This window comes from bacterium (assembly GCA_041648665.1).
Lineage (GTDB): Bacteria > UBA10199 > UBA10199 > 2-02-FULL-44-16 > JAAZCA01 > JAFGMW01.
Genome location: JBAZOP010000027.1, coordinates 20355 through 36868 on the forward strand (window position 1 = coordinate 20355; position 16514 = coordinate 36868).

General features: G+C 59.6%; 19 protein-coding genes. 5 read left to right on the top strand and 14 right to left on the bottom strand.

Going from position 1 to position 16514, the window contains the following annotated elements; translation table 11 throughout:
- The first annotated feature begins 21 nt into the window (after positions 1–21).
- The 5 genes from WC683_10240 to WC683_10260 are packed head-to-tail and all read left to right on the top strand — an operon-like array spanning position 22 to position 2517.
- Positions 22–852: a hypothetical protein gene (locus tag WC683_10240; protein ID MFA4972984.1), complete on the top strand. Its 831-nt coding sequence runs from the start codon at positions 22–24 to the stop codon at positions 850–852.
- Positions 849–1199, top strand: a complete 351-nt coding sequence (locus WC683_10245) for a GIY-YIG nuclease family protein (GenBank protein ID MFA4972985.1) — start codon at positions 849–851, stop codon at positions 1197–1199. The genes WC683_10240 and WC683_10245 overlap by 4 nt, the downstream gene beginning before the upstream one ends.
- The gene (locus tag WC683_10250) at positions 1189–1452 is read left to right on the top strand and encodes a hypothetical protein (protein ID MFA4972986.1); all 264 of its coding nucleotides are present in this window, start codon (positions 1189–1191) and stop codon (positions 1450–1452) included. Before WC683_10245 ends, WC683_10250 begins: the two co-directional genes overlap by 11 nt.
- A complete protein-coding gene (locus WC683_10255) occupies positions 1418–1990 on the top strand; it encodes a hypothetical protein (GenBank protein ID MFA4972987.1) in 573 nt (190 codons plus the stop codon). The genes WC683_10250 and WC683_10255 overlap by 35 nt, the downstream gene beginning before the upstream one ends.
- Positions 1991–2022: 32 nt before the next feature.
- The gene (locus WC683_10260; protein ID MFA4972988.1) at positions 2023–2517 is read left to right on the top strand and encodes a hypothetical protein; all 495 of its coding nucleotides are present in this window, start codon (positions 2023–2025) and stop codon (positions 2515–2517) included.
- Positions 2518–2588: 71 nt separating this feature from the next.
- Here WC683_10260 and WC683_10265 read toward each other — a convergent pair whose 3' ends face one another.
- The 14 genes from WC683_10265 to WC683_10330 all read right to left on the bottom strand — a co-directional run bounded on the left by WC683_10265 (position 2589) and on the right by WC683_10330 (position 16380).
- Positions 2589–4763 (bottom strand): hypothetical protein, encoded by a 2175-nt coding sequence (locus WC683_10265; GenBank protein ID MFA4972989.1) that lies wholly within the window; start codon positions 4761–4763, stop codon positions 2589–2591.
- Complete coding sequence (locus tag WC683_10270) at positions 4763–5533, bottom strand: hypothetical protein (protein ID MFA4972990.1); 771 nt, start codon at positions 5531–5533, stop codon at positions 4763–4765. Before WC683_10270 ends, WC683_10265 begins: the two co-directional genes overlap by 1 nt.
- Positions 5534–5560: 27 nt before the next feature.
- The gene (locus WC683_10275; GenBank protein MFA4972991.1) at positions 5561–6877 is read right to left on the bottom strand and encodes a hypothetical protein; all 1317 of its coding nucleotides are present in this window, start codon (positions 6875–6877) and stop codon (positions 5561–5563) included.
- Positions 6878–6884: 7 nt separating this feature from the next.
- Positions 6885–7748 (bottom strand): hypothetical protein, encoded by an 864-nt coding sequence (locus WC683_10280; protein ID MFA4972992.1) that lies wholly within the window; start codon positions 7746–7748, stop codon positions 6885–6887.
- 104 nt (positions 7749–7852) lie between these two features.
- Positions 7853–9727, bottom strand: a complete 1875-nt coding sequence (locus WC683_10285; GenBank protein ID MFA4972993.1) for a helicase C-terminal domain-containing protein — start codon at positions 9725–9727, stop codon at positions 7853–7855.
- Between the two features lie 39 nt (positions 9728–9766).
- Positions 9767–9940 (bottom strand): hypothetical protein, encoded by a 174-nt coding sequence (locus WC683_10290; GenBank protein MFA4972994.1) that lies wholly within the window; start codon positions 9938–9940, stop codon positions 9767–9769.
- Between the two features lie 123 nt (positions 9941–10063).
- Positions 10064–10336, bottom strand: coding sequence for a hypothetical protein (locus WC683_10295; protein ID MFA4972995.1), 273 nt, complete (start codon positions 10334–10336; stop codon positions 10064–10066).
- A gap of 394 nt (positions 10337–10730) precedes the next feature.
- A complete protein-coding gene (locus WC683_10300) occupies positions 10731–11129 on the bottom strand; it encodes a hypothetical protein (GenBank protein ID MFA4972996.1) in 399 nt (132 codons plus the stop codon).
- A 128-nt stretch (positions 11130–11257) separates the two neighbouring features.
- Entirely contained in the window at positions 11258–12208 is a 951-nt protein-coding gene (locus WC683_10305; protein ID MFA4972997.1) for a hypothetical protein, read from the bottom strand.
- The gene (locus tag WC683_10310; protein ID MFA4972998.1) at positions 12201–12419 is read right to left on the bottom strand and encodes a hypothetical protein; all 219 of its coding nucleotides are present in this window, start codon (positions 12417–12419) and stop codon (positions 12201–12203) included. Before WC683_10310 ends, WC683_10305 begins: the two co-directional genes overlap by 8 nt.
- Before the next feature lie 17 nt (positions 12420–12436).
- Positions 12437–12958, bottom strand: coding sequence for an ERCC4 domain-containing protein (locus WC683_10315; protein MFA4972999.1), 522 nt, complete (start codon positions 12956–12958; stop codon positions 12437–12439).
- Positions 12959–13034: 76 nt separating this feature from the next.
- Positions 13035–13751, bottom strand: coding sequence for a hypothetical protein (locus WC683_10320; GenBank protein ID MFA4973000.1), 717 nt, complete (start codon positions 13749–13751; stop codon positions 13035–13037).
- A 105-nt stretch (positions 13752–13856) separates the two neighbouring features.
- Positions 13857–15245 (bottom strand): VWA-like domain-containing protein, encoded by a 1389-nt coding sequence (locus WC683_10325; protein MFA4973001.1) that lies wholly within the window; start codon positions 15243–15245, stop codon positions 13857–13859.
- Positions 15235–16380 carry a MoxR family ATPase gene (locus WC683_10330; protein MFA4973002.1) on the bottom strand — a complete coding sequence of 382 codons (1146 nt, stop codon included), beginning with the start codon at positions 16378–16380 and terminating at the stop codon, positions 15235–15237. Before WC683_10330 ends, WC683_10325 begins: the two co-directional genes overlap by 11 nt.
- Positions 16381–16514: the final 134 nt, after the last annotated feature.

The following is a 16514-nucleotide window of genomic DNA, read 5'->3' on the forward strand; positions in this document are numbered from 1 at the left end:
GCAAGATGAAAGGAGCGCGACGTGGAAAGAAATCAGGCGTTTGAGTTACTGGATGCTGTGTGCGGCAACTTGCCTGAACTGCCACAAGTTGATTACTACGGGCGCAAGGTGCAGGAGCTTGAATACTCATGGGGGCGTGGGTCACACTACGCGCAGGTACTGTGCGGGCGCGAGGATACGAGGCCGCTGGCGGCTTTGCTGATGCGCAACCTGAACGAGATGCAGGTGTGGCTCGCCTTGCGGTTGGTCTATGGGGAAGTCGATTGGGCGTCGCAGTTATGCAAGCTATCGGCGTATGAGTTGCTGGCCGCGCACCTCATGGATGCGGCCAGTTCGGTGATGTGGGGCCGGTATCTACGCAGCAAGCCGCTGCGATGGGCCGAGCGGCGCAAGGTGCCGATTGAGGCGTGGCGCGTATATGACCTGTGGGTATTCGCACTGGCGGGCAGGGTGATTATGTATGCGCGGATCGAGGAAAGCCACGACTGGAATTGGGATAGTCATTCCTGGCGTTGGTATACGACGGTCACGCCCAAGGTGGTGGTGCTGGATCACGCGCCGCCGGTCGTGCTGAAGCCAATCGAGTTGGTTGGGGCACGGTGGCAAGGCGGCGTGCGCTATATGGTGAAAAAGTGGCGCAGTGGGGCATGGTTTCAACTGGCGCGCCTCAAGCTGTGGCAGAATGTCAAGGAGATATTCCGGGACCAGGCACAGGGCGAGATGGACGAAGTGCAGTATGCGGTGCATTTGTTCGAGGCCATCTTTGGCAGCGAGTGGCCGGAGATGACCGAATTGGCGCGGGCGCAGCGCCATTACGAGGTGTTGCTCGGTGAAAGGAGCATGACGCTATGATCGGCAAGGGCAAGTGCGTGTACATGATACACTTCGACCGGCCTGTGGGCGATGTGAGCAATCCACATGGGAGCGCGCAGCACTACATCGGGTATACGACCGACCTGGAGGCGCGCATGAAGGAGCATCGGGCGGGCAACGGCAGCAAGTTGATGGCTGCGGTGAGCGCGCAAGGCATTGCGTGGCGCGTGGTCGTCGTGTGGCCCGGCGCGGGCCGGGACTGGGAGCGGCAGTTGAAAAGGCGTAAGGATACGCCGCGCTGGTGTCCGATATGCGGGCAGCAAGAAGTGCCGCACAGCGAAGAGGCCATACTTGTGGAAAAGGAGAGCGAGGACAATGAACAGTGAACAGCTGGATATTGTACTAAGTACACTAACGGTCCTGGCCGATGCAGCCAGAGCAGCGCAGGCGGAGTTGGAGACGCACGCGCAGGTGTGCGATTTCAGGGCGGCGCTGAGCGGCATGGATTGGCTGACGTTTGTGGGTATGATGGCTGCCGTGGAACAGGTTCAGACAAGGGCGCGGCACTTCGAGACAGTGCTAAGGCGGGAAGGAGGCGTCAGGGATGGCTACGGCGGGCGCGATAGCGCGGTGGACTGAGAGAGAAAAGGGACTGTGGGCCGGCGTGGTACATGAGTATGATGCGTACCCGACGGGGCTGGGCGTGGCGCTGTGGGACGCCGCCATGATGTACTATGCGATGGTTAGCCAGGCCGCGACGGGTGGGCCAGCGGACGGGTGGCCCCGACTTCAGTCAGGGTGGACCGAGATCACGAAAACGGAGCGGTGGCAGATGGCGCTGGCGTGGATGTTGCGGCATCTCATCGCAAATGAGAGTGCGCCGGATGGATGGCGCACAATTATCGGGCTGCGCAGCCCGATCTTTATGGCAGTGCGCCCGGTGGCGTTTCCGGCGTGGCGCAAGCACTCGTGGCAGCCGGCACGCGGCGATGCGTATGGCGTGCTGACGCCGGCAGTGACGTGGCTGCGGTATGCGTATGTCATCGATCCGGCGCGCTGTGATATGACCGTGCTCAGGTACGATGGGGCAATACGGGAGTGGGCGCAGCTGGCCGTGGTGCAATTTGGGATAGGAGGTGAGCCGGACTGGGAAGCGATGCAGCATTCGGGTTCGTGAAGTTAGGCAATAAGATAAGAAAGGAAATCGCTGTGTTCGAGAAAGATCGCCTGTTTGCAGGTGAGTGGAATGGGTTCGAGAAAGCCGTGCGCGCGCTGGTTCACGGGCCGCTGGCCGGCGCGGATGCGGACGCGGAGACGCCGCAGTGCAGCTACTGCGGTGTGCCGGCGCGGGATGGGAATATCGAGCATATGCAGGCGTGCCCTGTATATGTGGTGCGACAGGCCGCGTGCGCCGGGGGCTGGGGTATCCCCATCCCGGTGAAACTGTATCCGTATCGGGCGCGAAAGAACGGGATGCAGCCAATACAGCTGACGATCTGCGGCGATGGGCTGCACCAGGTGCGGGCGGAAGCGCGCGGCGGCTGGCTGCGGACGGAGATGGAGCTTATCCTGGATGACTGGTTCGTGGACTACGGGCCGGTCATCACGCGGCGCGAGGCTGTGGGCAACGGGGAGTTCGTCGGCCTGGTATACACGTTCAGGGAGGAGGTAGCGCTCTTCTATGAGATGCCGGCGCTGGCGTAATTCCGGCGGGGCCGGGGTTCGGGTGTTGGTTCGCGGGGCTGACCTTTCGGGGTCAGCCCTCTTTTTTTGTCTCAGGCTAGGGTGCTGGAATGCTCAATCTGCCATGCGGCGCGGCGTGGCCCCAGGCGCGACCATCCAACATAGTGCTCGAAGGCACTGCTGGCCTTGTCGAAGGGCAGGTAGATGAAAGTGTGATCAGTGCCAAAGGCCGTGATGTGCGCGTCATAAATGGGCTGTACTGTGTCGGGGTCTTTGACGCCGTGCAAGAGTGCAGGGCCGAACTCGGCGAGGAAATGATCCGTCATGTTCTGTGGTGTGGCCGAGTTGAAGCGGGCGTGCTGGAATGCGCGGATGACGGCCAGCATGTAACCCAGAAAAGCCGAGGCCAATTTGGATATCGTAGCGTCGATGTCCTGATCAGGATAGCGGCGCGCATATTGTTGCAGCGCCGCGTGCAGACCGGTCCGCCAGGTGTCCCCACCGCGCTGGCCAGTGATCAAGTAGGAACATGCGAGCGCGCCCATGACGAAGTTTGCCGTGACGGGCGAGACAGATTGGGTTGGCGCAGTTGCCCCGGCTTTAGCCGGGGTGTAGAAATCAGGGAATAAGAGCGACGGCACCGAGAGGTGTAGATTGGGAAACAGGCATATAACACGCGCGGCGGGTACGGGCAGCAGGGGGTCTGCGCCGGGCGCAGCGATACCGGCTTCGAGATGCACAAAATCCTGGTCGTGGATGTTTACTATGCTCGGCACGCCAATCTGGAGAAAGCATGCATCCGGGAGGCCCTTGTCGTCGTATAAATGGTAGTTGCGGGCCGAACTCACGAAGCCGGTCCGGGGTGAGTAAAAAATGGAAAGCAGGCATGACTGATCGTTCAGGATTGTGGAACTGACGTGTCGTGTCACGTTTGGCGCAAACTGCATCATTTGCTGACCCGTGACAATCCATGCCTGATCGCGGAAAGCGCCTTGCGTGCAGAGTGCGTCGGTGGTCCAGATCACGAAGTGTTCTGGTGCCGTTTCCTGACCTTGGGTTGCGCGGATAGTGCGCTCGATAAGTGGCAGGACTGAGATGGGCGCGTTCGTGTTATTGAACAGATCCAGCGATAGCTCGTTGGGCCGCTTGCGACCAGAACGCAGGCGTTTGTGCGCTTCGGTAACTGCATTGGATAGGATAACAGGCAAGCGGTCGGGGCGGCCCGCATATTGGTGGCGGCCAGCAATGTTAAAAAGGAAAGCGTCGAGGTCCGGGCCGGCAGGCGGCGCAGGCGCGTGGCGCGTGATATCATCGAACAGGCCGGTGAGGTTGCTTTGGGCGAAGAGGTCATTGGCCTGATTGACGCCCGTCAGAAGCAGCGTGGCGACCAAGTAGGATGCGCGCGCGTACCGGCCTTGTGTATCTTGGGCAAGAGCGCGGTGACCCAGGCTAGATAGGGCAAAGCGCGCGCCGGCGCTGGCGGCGAGCAGGGTAGCGTGGACATCGAGTTCGTAGCCCATCGAAATTGTATATCGGCCATGAATAGAACCCGCATGAGTATCAGATATGCAGCTGCGTAGAACAACAACAAGAAAACTGGCGTACAAACCCAGGCGAAAGTCCTCATCGCTACAAGATGGATCGTATACGCGCGCAGCGAAAAACCCCAAGATACGATGGGTCAAAGCAACATCGCGTATACGGATTGATGCATCATAAATATCGTAGCTAAGCAAATTCGACATTTGCTGCGTCATGTAGATTATTGCGCCCTGGATGCGCGCCTCGTCACTGGAAAATAGGTCGCGCAAGGTGCGGCTTGTGGCCATTATGGTTTGAATGGCGTTAGTGTCGCCGTCGGTGATAAGTTGGGCAAGTTGCGTCAGCCGGCCCAGGCGCGGGGCGTGCTCGGTGCAGTGTGACCCGATCAGGAGTTGCAGCGCAACTTCGAGTGGCATGGCGTCGCGGTCGGGCGCATCGCTGAGGCCGGCGAGAAGTTTGAGACGCGCGTAGAGGCTGTGCAGCCGCCAGATATGGCTGAGATGGCGCACGCAGCTGGTGCAAAGATGCGCGCCGAATTGCGTGCCGTCGAATAAGTGCAAGATGCCAATGTGTGGTGTGTCATCACCGCGCCACTCGGCGTGCGCCTGATCGACCCAGGGCCGGAAGCGTTCCGGCAACGCCTCCAGGCTGGCATAGTCGAAGTGGTTCTCAAAATCGTCAAGCACGTCGTGGTTGGTGGGGTCTAGTATGTCCAGCGGCTGCATTATGGCGTGCCTCCCTTGGTGCGGTCCCCAAAAGTGTCCTCGAAATATCGCAGTAAAGGGAAGATGGAGGAGCCGGTGCGCATGACCTTCATGAGTTCGAAGACCGTCATGATGCTTTTGCCCATCCTGTCAGTGAGGATCATAACCGCGCCCATGACGTGGGCCAAAACGCATGGGCTGATATCCGCCGTCTTGCTTTCGTCGTGGTATGCATCGTGTACATTGTCGATCATGGCGTTGAGAATGGCTGAACATATGGCGGAGCTTTCGAGCAGGATCAGGAGATTGGTGAGTTCGGAGTGCAGCGCGAAGACGGCGCGCTCGTGGTCCTCGGTCTGTTCCGGGTCGAAGTTGGCGTAGTCGGGCGGCACACCCAGTTCGTCGATAGACCGCTGGATGAGTGTGACGGCGTGCTGTAACGATTCGGGCACGGCTTCGGTGCGGATTTCGTCCAGGACATCGGTATTGAGCGAAGTTATGCCCTGCTTATTTTGATCGAGGACAAAATTGCGAATCGCTTTCACGAAGCCCTCAGGCGAATTGACCTCAAATGCAAATGGGGTATTTGTGCCCATACCCAGGGCATCGAGGATGCCATCCAGCCTGAGGCCAACTTCGTGTTCGTCGATGACTTCGGCAGTGTCGGCATCGACCCCAACCGGCGTGGAGTAGGCTTCTGGCTCGCGGTCAACATCGCCCCATTCCAGGTGCTCCAGAAGTTCGTCGAAGATTTCTTCGTCGCTGTTGTCAGGCTGCTCGTGGTCGTTCATGTATTGCTCCTTTGGGTTTATCCCGATTTAGTCGGGGCGGACCAAGAAACCAAACTGTCCGTAGTTATCGCGCGCGACTGTGTCGGCAGCAGCCTCATAGCGGGCGCGTTTGGCGTCACGCTTGGCGCAGATTTCGCGCAGGACCGCACGGCCTGCCGGTGTATAACTCCACTGGATGTAAGCCAGGGTGATGAGGTGTGCGGCCAGCCAGTTGACATTGCGCGCTGTAATCATATGCTCGATGGTGTCCCGCGCGTACAGGTCGGGGCCATAGCGCTGGCTGCCTGGGTAGCCATAGCCGCTGAGGCTGTCAGCTTCGTGGGCGTCCTCAAGTTCATGTAGTCTGGTTATGCGCTGGCGCACAACTGTATGCGAACCCGTCATGGAAAGTACGTAATTTGCATCCGTGAGGGCAGCGCGGAGGTCCTCGGCAAGGGCCAGGGCATCGTCGGTGTCAAGGAAGGGCGTGAGTGTGACCCATCCCGTCGCGCCGGCCACGGCCCAGTATTTTGGGTTGTCGGTTTGGGCGTCTGCGATCAGGGTTGCGCCCAGCACGCGGCGCGCGTCCAGGTCGTCGTGGCGGTCAAGAATTGAAGTTGGATCGTCAGGGCTTTCGGCGAGGATTTGCACCCGGATGGCCACGTCGGCGTCGCGCTGCTGGACGACAAGTTTGTAGAGCAGGTCAGCCCAGGGCGTCACGGCATAGATTTGCGCCGATATGATTTCGGGATGCAGCATCCAGAACGGCCTGACGGAGCCGTAAGCGTGGTATAGATTCTGAAATTGGTGGAAGACGCCGCTGCTGATAGTAAGGCGGAAGCGCTCGCCTTCGAGCGTGGGCACAGCGCGGCGCTCGGCTTGAACGCCCAGGCGCTCGGCGCTGACCCATTGCAGCGCGGGGCGGGAGAGCATCAATCCGGCGGCTTCGAAAACTGACGCCGCCAGGATAGGGTTCTTGGGGTAGTGTGTGATGCAGCGTTCGGCTTGAAGCCGGAACGCGCTGACTTCTGCGGTGATCTCGCGGATGGTATCCGGGTCGAAGCTGTCAAAGTTGTTGCGCGCCCAAGTTGTGACAGTGCGCGGCACAAAGTCGTCGTAGACGCCGAGATGTTCCAGACCTGCGTCATCGGCATAGTCACGTGCGATGGTGGCCGTCACGAGGCGATTGTGGATGCGGCGGTACTGGGACGGCTTCAGGTTGGCAAATTGGGATTGGGCAGCGTCAAAGGCACGGCCTGCGCGCGTCAGGCGGCGGATCGTCTGGCCGTTGAGGACAACGGTCCAGTCTGGGATAGCTTTCATGGTGAGCCAGTTGACGCCTAAGGTATCTTGTGGTCCAGACATCGTGACCTCACAGCCGCATGGTGAACGGGATGCGGGACACACGCGCGCGGATCAGGTCGGCGACGGCGGCGCGATCCACAGGTTCCAGTTCGAAGTAGTAGGTGCCCCACTGGGCGGCGCGCCACTGGCCCAGGCCGTGCTGCGCGCCGTAGTCCAGCCACTCGATGAGCATGGCTTCGGTGACCTTGCCTGTGTTGAGCAAGGAAATGTGGAAGTTGAGTGTGGTGCCCGCCGGCACGAAGTCACTGGCGGCAATGGCGACGCGCGGGCCTTGCGGCGTATTGGCGCGCAGGGGGCGGACCATAATGGGCAGGTTCTTGGCGTCGTAGGGCGGCGCGGCAGGGTCGGCGGGAATGGGCCACTCGGCCCCTGCTGCATTGAGTGTAATGAGACGCTGTGGGGCCAGGACGAATAAGTTGGTGCGGATTGACTTCTGGTATGTCGTGAGCTTCTTGCTTTCGAGACCCAGCGGCTTGCCATCCGGCCCTTTTGTGTCGCCCATGCGGAGCACCTGGCACGCTTCCTGAAGGTTGGCCATGACGAGGTAGCCATAAATGCAGGGTTCGTTGTCGGCGTTGCGGTGGAAGGTGCTGCGGACACGGACCTGTTCGCCTTCCTCATCGAGAAGTGGCGGGAGCGTCTTGAGTTCGTCTTCGAGTTCGTCGGCGTCCGCCTGGACGCGCCAGTCCTGGGCAGATTGGAGTTTGGCGAGCGCGGGACCAAGGACGTACTGGCGGTAGACTTCCGGGTCGGCGCTGACCGTGCCAAGCATAGGCGCGGTGAGTGTGAGTGCGACGCGGTAGTAAGCGTATGCGCCCGCGAGCGCGGACACCGGCCCATTGGCATTGGTAATGATGCGCGGCTCTGACACTTGATATCCTCCTAAATATGCGAATGCGGGTTAATGGGATATGGACTGGTTAGGCAACCATAATGGATGGCCTCCTGTGTCGTGTTGCAATATTGTATCATAGCTCATGGAGTTTGACAAAAACTCACAATGGCGCTATCGACGGCGATGGCGGGTATTTTGGCGAGTGTGGCGGCGTACCATTGTGGGAAGCGCTTGAAAACCATGCTGGCAGCTTTGTCGATGATAAGGGTGATGGCGCGGTCGCCTTCGAGGCGCAGGCCGCGCCCGCTGCCCTGGACGATCTCTTTCGCGGCCTCGCTGAAGTACCAACTGCCGCCGCCGGGCAGGCGTTGGCGCTCGCGCACGATGGGGTCGGCCAGCGACGGGAACGGAGTCTTGGCGATAATGATAAGACCCGGCGTGGAGGAGGGAAGTGGGTTGTAGCCCTGGTTGAGCGAGGGCGAGATTACAACTGAGCCTTCGGGTAGGTCGCGGATTGCGTCGATGGCGTCGGCGCGGCTGAGGTCGCGGTCCTGGGTAATGGTAGCGACGCCGCGCGCCTGGAGCAAGCGAATGAGAGTGCGGGTGTGCATCCAGGACACGGTGTGGATCATAACTGTGCGCTGGCGTGTGGCGTGGGCATGATAGGTTTGGATGGCCTGGGCAATCAAGTCAGCCTGGCGCGCATAGTCGGCGTCGGTGGACCGCTTGGAGATTTTGGGCGCATCATCGATGTAGTAGACCGGGCGGTGCGCCGGCGGGATAAAGTGTGGACCGGTGTAGGTGTAAAGCTTGATGCGCCCTTGTGCATAGTCGTCGGCGATGCCGAGTTGGTCCAGCACGCCTTCGACGGGGCCAAGCGTGGCGCTCATGACAACGATAGTGGTGAGGTCCGTGAGGAAAGTGCGGTTGAAGAAGCGGGCAGCTAGGGCATCGGATGGGCGCAGTGGGCGCAGGTCCAGACCATTATGATCGGCGTGGACGTGATAGCGCGCAGCGCTGGCGGCGTGGATGGGCAATGAAGCGCGGACGTATTCCATGCGCTCCATGAGTTTGATGAGTTCATGGGTGACCGATGGGTCGGCTTTGGTGATACCCCAGTATTGTGCGGCCTGGAGGCGCTTTTGGGCAATGAGGTCGATGTTTGACTGAAGCCAGTTGGATGCCTTGTGGAGAACCGTGGATGAGGAGCCGTTGAGCGTAGGCGGCATGGTCAAATTCCATTTGTCGAGGTCGCGGCGTGATAGCGTGATACCAGACATGCTCGTGCCAATGCTGTCCAGGCTGTGCGCCTCGTCGTAGATCAGGAGATGAGCAAGGGCGCACATGGTTTGGAGGCGCGTTTTGGTAAAGGCGTGGCCCCACCAAAGCCAGGCATAATTAAATAGGGCAAAGGGTGCGTAGAGCGTGCGGCGTTTGGCAAGGACGTATTCGCAGCGGTCGCTGACCGGGCACTGAAGCATGGGTTCGAAGGGGCAGTCATCGACAGTGATCAGGCGACGCACGCCGGCAAGTAGGGCCTTATCGACGACCTCCTGATTGACACAGGGGTAATTGGCCCGGCCCATGAGGGGCACGCCGCCCAGCAGTTCGTACTGGCGCTGGAGGTCCTTTGTGGCCGTGACGACACTGCCGGCGATGCCCATATCTGTAACATGTGCTGAAGTGGCAAGCGTGACGATATCGCTCTTGCCAGAGCCAGGCGGCAGTTCCAGGATGACGATGGGCAGCGGGCCGGCGGTGCGGTTGCTGTTTTCCAGCAATGCGATGCGCACCAGTTCCGGGATAAGGATGCGTTGCGCCGGGCGGAACCTGGGATAGGCAGGCACGCCGCCAGAAGGGTAGAAAAGGTCCTGCGGATCGTCATGGCTTATGGCGTCGATGAGTTGGTTCAGGAAGTGCGGCGCGCGGCGGGCCGTGCGCTCGATATTGAGTGTGTGCAGTATTTCGTCAAGATCAAGCGTGGTAGCGTCAGTGTACGGAATGGCAGTAGACACAGCATGAAACTCCTTTTTATTGGTTGGGTCAGGCGCAGGTTACTCGCGCGTCGTCTTGCTGGCCTGAATTGTGGCGATCAGGCCCACGACAAAGGCGCAAAAGAAGTAACCCATGCCGGCGGTCAGTTTGGCGATCAGATCGCCCGGCGTCGCAGCGGCTGTCTGTGCCCCAAGCACCACCAGTGCCGCAATGATGATTAGAACGGCCCACATATTGGCATTCCTCCTTTCTGAAAGTCTTGACTTTTTTGCCATATGCATCTATTATAACACATAGACACAGCGATATCCTCCTTTCACGCGAGAGGCCGCGCTTCCCCAAGGCGTGGCCTTTTGCTATCTGCCGCGCGTGCGCTGGTCATGGTCGCCCGCACGGGTGAACGTGGTGTAGCCTTTGACGCAGAGATCGATGACGGCGATCAGGGGCGACGCCAGGGCGACGACAGTGACGGCGATCACGGTGATGATGTGGTTGGCAAGCATAGGGGTCTTGCCATCGTCGTCCCAGCGCTTATCCCAATACCGGGCCAGGTCTGTGAACCAGATCAGCGTGGCCGAGGCGACATAGATGATGAGCAGCAAGTGCGCGAGATAGGTCAGTGCGTCCATTCGGTTTGCCTCCCTTTTAGGCAATAATTGAGATTGCGCCTTGTGTTAATTTTCCTTAGTTTTATGTCAAGTGACAGGTTTAACATGGGTTAAATTTAAAATTTGTATTGCAAAATTTTGACCATGTAAACATTTTACAAAACCTCGATTTCAAATCCCTATATATATAATGAAAGGACCTCTGGTTTTTGTGTATTTTGTTGTGTTGCTGCATCAATCTATTGCTTTCTGGCCTCAAACCGACCTTGGTTGACATAAAATGTATTATGTTTACATGTTTTTTTTCTGCATTACAAATCCTAATTCTTCTCGCAAATTAATTCTTTGCTATAGGGCCGCTCTGGTGAGCGGCCCTATATATATTGATTCCCATTCTGTGGCACTTGACATAATGTCAGGGTGTGCTGCCATTTGCGCCAAGTGCAGTGATAGCGACGGCGATGTCATGGTGTAGTGGCGCGTGGGGATATGGTGCAGTGAGTTCGATGATCTTGCGCAAATGTCTCTCATCGCCTGTCATCCGATACAGGTCAGTGCTATCCGCCACTGCGCTGAGCGAGGCTTCCATTGCTGCGCGCTCGTGCGCGGCACGGCGTGCAGTTGCTGACGCCGCAAGGCGCTGTGCCGCGTTCGGGTTCTGTGCAACCTGAACGAGCGCAAGTTCCAAAAGCGTGCGCACGGCTTCTGAGTATGTCCGTATGCTGTTGCTGTCCTGAAACTCGTAAATTGCCTCATCCAGGTCCTCAGTGATGCGAAAGTTAACGGCTTTGTTCTTGGGGTTCTGGCTGGCCACGATAAACTCCTCTTCTCGGCTATAGCTCGGTTCTGTGCGTGCTTGCGTTTATCAGTTGCGTTTGCGTTTGCGTTTGCTTGTGCGTTTGCGTTTGCGTTTGCGTTCCCCATTGCCCCAATCCCCACTTGCTATAAGTTGCCCATGACGACCTTTCGGTAGAAGGTTGTGCATTCCGCGCCGTCGTCCGGGATGTCCGCCAGCGTTTGGATGTGCTTCGGCCAGTAGCCATCGGCCAGATCGATGATGTCAAGCTCGGAGTAGCCCGTGCCCAGCATGACGCGGCACAGGTCGGCACGGCCCGATAGCTCGATGCGTTCCAGGAGGTCGTAGCCCGCCATAGGCACGATGGGCAGACGGCCGCGCGCCTCGCGGAGAGCTAAGCGCAAGCTGTGTGTGCGCGCGGTGCGGAGCGCGAAGGCGCGGCCCCGGTTGAGTTGCTTCTGGACGTTGGTGAGAAAGTCGGTGGCTTCCTTGACCGCACCTGATGTCAGGAAAGATGGTGTGGTGTTGGCATCGCTTTTGCCGAGCAGGCGGCGCATGGCCAGATCTGCAGCGGCCTGTTCCATGCGTCCCATGAAGGCATGGTAGTCGGATAGGAACACGGTGTCCGTAGCGCTGAATTCCTGCGGCACGCGCTCCCCATCCGCGCGAGTCGGGCCGCGATAGCGTAGTGTGGTGCGGACCACGACCGATGCGCCGCCCTCACCGACTTTGTGATCGGCGTCGGTGATGACGGCGTATAGCTCGCGCGGGTCACGGATAGCGACGGCAAGTTCGCCCTCGACCGTGACGTGAGGCCGGACCTGTTTATCGATGACGATGCCCAGGATCAGGTCCGTGCCGTTGAATGTCATCGGTATCTGGAGCGCGTTCATGAGCGTGCGAAACTGTGCGATGGCGTCCTTGCCCGGCTTGATCTTGCCGCCCACCACGTTGAGTTCGCGCGCAAAACCGATATCGCCCAGTGCGACCTGCCGGCGGTATTCTTGGCCTAGCAAGTCGCCTATTACGATACTCATATCTGGGCGCTGCTCGGTCCCGCTTGGGGCCAGAGCCGTGGATGGGAGTGTCTTAGCCATCTGCGCCATCCGAGGCTTTAGCCATTGCGAGCGCGTCGTTCAGGGAACTCTCAATTCCTTTCACAAGTTTCCTGAACCTGTTGGGGCGGAGTGGCTCACCCGTGGCCTGGATTGCCGCGATGAGGTTGGCGCGCTCTTGTGCAGCGACGAGCAAACAAATGGCTCTTGTAATGTTGACGGACGCGGCACGAATTGCCGCTTCGACAGCCATGATATCCTCCTATCTGGCTACGCGACGTTTGCGAATGCGTGCCGCGCTTTGTTCGCGGCGCGCATGAGATACGTCAGAAACTGCGGGTACGAGGCGTTCCACAGTGGGATTACCCGTACCGGTGAGTTCACTGCAATGCTGGCAATCGCCATCTGAAACGACCAAAAGTTCAGTTCGGAGACGATGGTTTGCCCGCGCACATGCCATGCCAGGTTACCCTTGCGCGAGCGCGTGGGCGCGTCGCCATGTATGACGAGCAGCGGGATTGCATCTGTCGTGCGCGCAATCCCGCTGAGCTTCTCGATCTGGTTGCGCAGGCGCGAGTGGCCATTGGCTTGCTGATCGGTCAGTGATGCCGCCAGGTCGCGGGTCGTTTTGCGCTCTACGTAGTATGTGGCGTGCTGGCCCACGATCAGGGCATCGCCCACTGGCAAGGGCAAGCGTGGGTACACTTCGACGCCTTTCATGGCGAGGAACTCCACGCTGATCTGGGTGTACAGATCAGCCGGTTCTCTGCTGTCGATAAGCACACTGGGCATGAGTAATCACTCCGTGGTTTCATTATACCACACCTCGCTTTCCCCATGCCCAGCATCCTTTGCACAGCGTATCTGGCTACGCCTTGATCTTGGCGACGGCTTCCTCAAGCAGCTTGTCGCTGACACCGGTGACGCGCGCCTGTGCAACGACAAGCAGCGTGTCTTTGTCCAGGTTGTTGCGGGTGTCCGCATCGATGGCTTTCTCGATCATCTTCACCACATCGTCCACAGTCGGGGTCTTGCTGTCAGGCTTGGCTTTCGCCTCGGCCTTTGGCATATCTGCGCCGCTGGCCTCCGCGTCCGCCAGCGCGAGCGCAATAGCTTTCATGGGCTGCGTGGCGTCCGGTTTGGTCGGATCGTACTCGCCGTCGTCGGGTGACCAAAAGACCTTGCGGACCTGGGGCAGCTGCCAGTACCGACCAGCGGCAATGTCGATGGGCAAGACCTCCCATTCGACCAAGCACACCATGCCGATCAGTTGGCGCAACGTCTCCGGGATGGGCGCGCCAGCTGCCTCAGCCGCTTCCTTGGCCGATGCCAGGAAACGCATGAGTTTGCTCTGCGCATTGGCCTTGATGCTGAAGCGTTCCTCGCGGACCTCCAGCGCCGTGACCACATCGGTCATGTCCACGTAGATGTTCATGACCGTTTCGTCCGAGCCAGGCGCGCCTGTCGGCTCTTCGACCGGGCCGCGCCCGCCTGAAAACAGGACATAGCGCGCCTCGATGGGCGTAGGGGCTTCCTGCGGTTCGGGTTCGGTTGAGATATCTTCCCAACTATCCAGGCCTGTCATAGTATTCTTCTCCTATATAGGTAACGGACAAAATGAGATTGAACGACACAGCGATTGTGGGATAAGCACCTCCTTTCATGACAATTATACACAGCGCCGCGCAGCCTACAAGGCCGCACCGGCAGGCGCGCGCTCCAGGTACGTGATCTCCCCGAACGGCGGCCTCTCGTGCTCTGGCGTCAGCACCCATACCACTGGGAACGCTGGCGCTTCGTCGGGGTAGTAGGCGTAGCCATCGGTCAAGAACGCGACGACCTCAGGCGGGATGCTTTCTTCGGACATCATGTGAAAGAACGGCTTGAAGTTCGTGCCGCCGCCGCCGGGCAGGCGTTCTGGCACTGGCTCGCCCGGTTTGAGCACTTGGTCATAGCGGACCTCAGTATCCACGGCGATCAGGCGCACGATGACGTGCAGCCCCTCCAGAAGCGCGCGGATGTCCGCCACGAAGTCCGACGCCTGCTCGTTGCTGATCGACCCACTCACATCCACGGCGACGACGACGAATGGGTCGATGGGGTTCCGGCCCGGCAGGTAACTGTTGCGCCAGATATGCCGTCGGTTGGGCCGCCTCAGCGAGTATTCCTCTGCGGTGGGCCGAACATAGGCCAGCACTGCCTGCCACCACGGCGGGACAGGGCGCGCTGTGCCCAGGACATCGCGCAGGATATGGCCCGCGTCGGTGCCTGGAAACAGGCGTTTCAGGTCGTCGTCTGCCTGGCGCGCAATTGTGCCCCATTCCTCGCCGGGGATGGGATCGTCGCCCAGGTCATCCGCGCCGGGCCGATGCGCCGTGCTCAGGTCATGGCCGGGCTTAGTCGCACTCAACACCTGGTTGGGGGCGCTGTCATCGGCGTCCTGATCTTGCTGGTCATCGCTGTCCTGATCCTGTGACTTATCCTGTTTGCTACTGGCACCGCCGCCGTTGCCAGAACATGAAGAAGGCGGTTGTGGGCTTGGCGCGTCCTCTGGCGGCAACTGTTGTTGCAAGGTCAGATACACTTGCTCAGCGGTCATCCGGGCAACCTGATTGGTTGTCAGTTTCAGCCCCGGCACCATGCGGCGCAGCAGTTCAGGCGTGAGCATCCCTTCGGGTAGGCGCAACCCGCCACGCTGTAGCAAACTGTTGACCACTAGGTCTGCCGCCACGTTGAAAAGTTCGGATTGGTAATGCCGCGCCCGCTCGTTGTGGCGCAGGATGTAGTGTACGACTTCATGGCACAGCACCACGACTTGCTCTGGGATATCCATGCCCAGGAATGTTTCGTTGACCCAGACTGTGCGCCCGTCGCTGGCTAGCCCAGCGGCGGTATCCTTGGCCAGTTGGCCTGGTTTGGCTAGCCGTAGCGCCAGTTTTGCGGTTAAGAGTGCAAAGTAGGGCATGACCATCGTCATACCGCTGCGCAGGGTGGGCACCAGGCGCTTTAGATACGCCTCCTGCGCGTCGCGCGGCAGTTGCGCAATCTGTTCCTGCGTCAGCACTGGCTTACGATACATTGGTCAGCCCCGCCGCTTCCAGTTCCTTGGAAACCTGTATGGCAGCGTCGCCATACTGGTCGTCGAATGTCTTGCCATCTTTGGATTGGGCGCGCGTGAGCGCCGTCAGCGTCGCGCCGGGTTGCGCGCTCGCCAGGCGCATGGTCATGGCTGTGACGACCTCACCGTCCCACCCGTCGTCAAGCTGGCGTTGCAGGAGCGTGGTGACCATCGTCTCGGCGTCCGCACCGGAGACGACCTTCGACTGCAACCATGATACCAGCGAGAACCCCGCGACCAGGGCATGGTCAAGCTTCTTGGGCAGTTTGGCTTTGCCGGAGAACAGGTCTTCCGGCTCTGGAATGGCATCGATGCTGCGCCAGAACGTCAGGAAATTGTACCCCATCGCCTGGCCCACGCACGCGCCGATGATACCGTGCAGAATGCGGTCGGCGACGCCGAGGTCCTTGGGATAGCGCGCCCCGTTCAAGGCGTCGTGCAGGCGCTCCCAATTTCGCGGATTGGGCACGGGCAGGAGTTGCTGCGCCGCGCCATCGTCCTCAGTGTTGAGCGCATCGCGGTTACGCGATATGAAAGTTTGCACCACTGGATGGATGCCGCGCCGGGCCGCCCACGCCAGCCAGCCATCAGGGTCGGCGTCAACGTGGTAGATGGCGAAGCGGCCCACCATCGGTGAGGACAACGGTGTGACGTGATACGATCCGCCGGGTGGGTTGGCCGCCGCAACGATGAAAAGGTCATCTGGCAGGCGTTTGGCTCCAACGCGCTTGTCCAGGACGACCTGAAGCAATGCGTTGAGCGTGGCGATTGCGGCGCGGTTGAGTTCATCGAGGAACAGGATGCCGCCGCCCCAGGGCCAGAAGGCATTGGGGTAGAAGTCGGTCGTGCCGGAACGCCGATCTGGGATCGGAATGCCATACACGTCCGTCGGCTCGATGTGCGCAGCGTGAACCACGCACAACTTGCCATTGGCTTCGGTGAAGCCATGCGCAGCGGCCCACGCACGAACCACATCTGTCTTGCCCACGCCAGTCGGCCCGACAAACATGACCGCGTGCCGCCGCGCGTGGGCATACAGGTGATCCAACGTGGGCACCATGTCTGCCACTCGAATTGAATACTGGTTATTTGACACAGCAAGCTCCTTTCAGCTTGTGAATTGTGAGGTGCCCAATTATAATCACAGCTGTGAGTATTTGTCAAATTGAGTATGGGGTATTGGCGAAGAGCACAAAGTGCGGTAGAATAGGCGAAAAGGCAACAGGCATA

Bases quoted from the DNA above. Each gene is read 5' to 3' on its own strand.
- WC683_10290 (MFA4972994.1), bottom strand. From the start codon at position 9,940: ATGTGGGCCGTTCTAATCATCATTGCGGCACTGGTGGTGCTTGGGGCA.
- WC683_10250 (MFA4972986.1), top strand. From the start codon at position 1,189: ATGAACAGTGAACAGCTGGATATTGTACTAAGTACACTAACGGTCCTG.
- WC683_10310 (MFA4972998.1), bottom strand. From the start codon at position 12,419: ATGGCTGTCGAAGCGGCAATTCGTGCCGCGTCCGTCAACATTACAAGA.
- WC683_10245 (MFA4972985.1), top strand. From the start codon at position 849: ATGATCGGCAAGGGCAAGTGCGTGTACATGATACACTTCGACCGGCCT.
- WC683_10255 (MFA4972987.1), top strand. From the start codon at position 1,418: ATGGCTACGGCGGGCGCGATAGCGCGGTGGACTGAGAGAGAAAAGGGA.
- WC683_10275 (MFA4972991.1), bottom strand. From the start codon at position 6,877: ATGTCTGGACCACAAGATACCTTAGGCGTCAACTGGCTCACCATGAAA.
- WC683_10270 (MFA4972990.1), bottom strand. From the start codon at position 5,533: ATGAACGACCACGAGCAGCCTGACAACAGCGACGAAGAAATCTTCGAC.
- WC683_10305 (MFA4972997.1), bottom strand. From the start codon at position 12,208: ATGGCTAAGACACTCCCATCCACGGCTCTGGCCCCAAGCGGGACCGAG.
- WC683_10295 (MFA4972995.1), bottom strand. From the start codon at position 10,336: ATGGACGCACTGACCTATCTCGCGCACTTGCTGCTCATCATCTATGTC.
- WC683_10320 (MFA4973000.1), bottom strand. From the start codon at position 13,751: ATGACAGGCCTGGATAGTTGGGAAGATATCTCAACCGAACCCGAACCG.
- WC683_10315 (MFA4972999.1), bottom strand. From the start codon at position 12,958: ATGCCCAGTGTGCTTATCGACAGCAGAGAACCGGCTGATCTGTACACC.
- WC683_10325 (MFA4973001.1), bottom strand. From the start codon at position 15,245: ATGTATCGTAAGCCAGTGCTGACGCAGGAACAGATTGCGCAACTGCCG.
- WC683_10265 (MFA4972989.1), bottom strand. From the start codon at position 4,763: ATGCAGCCGCTGGACATACTAGACCCCACCAACCACGACGTGCTTGAC.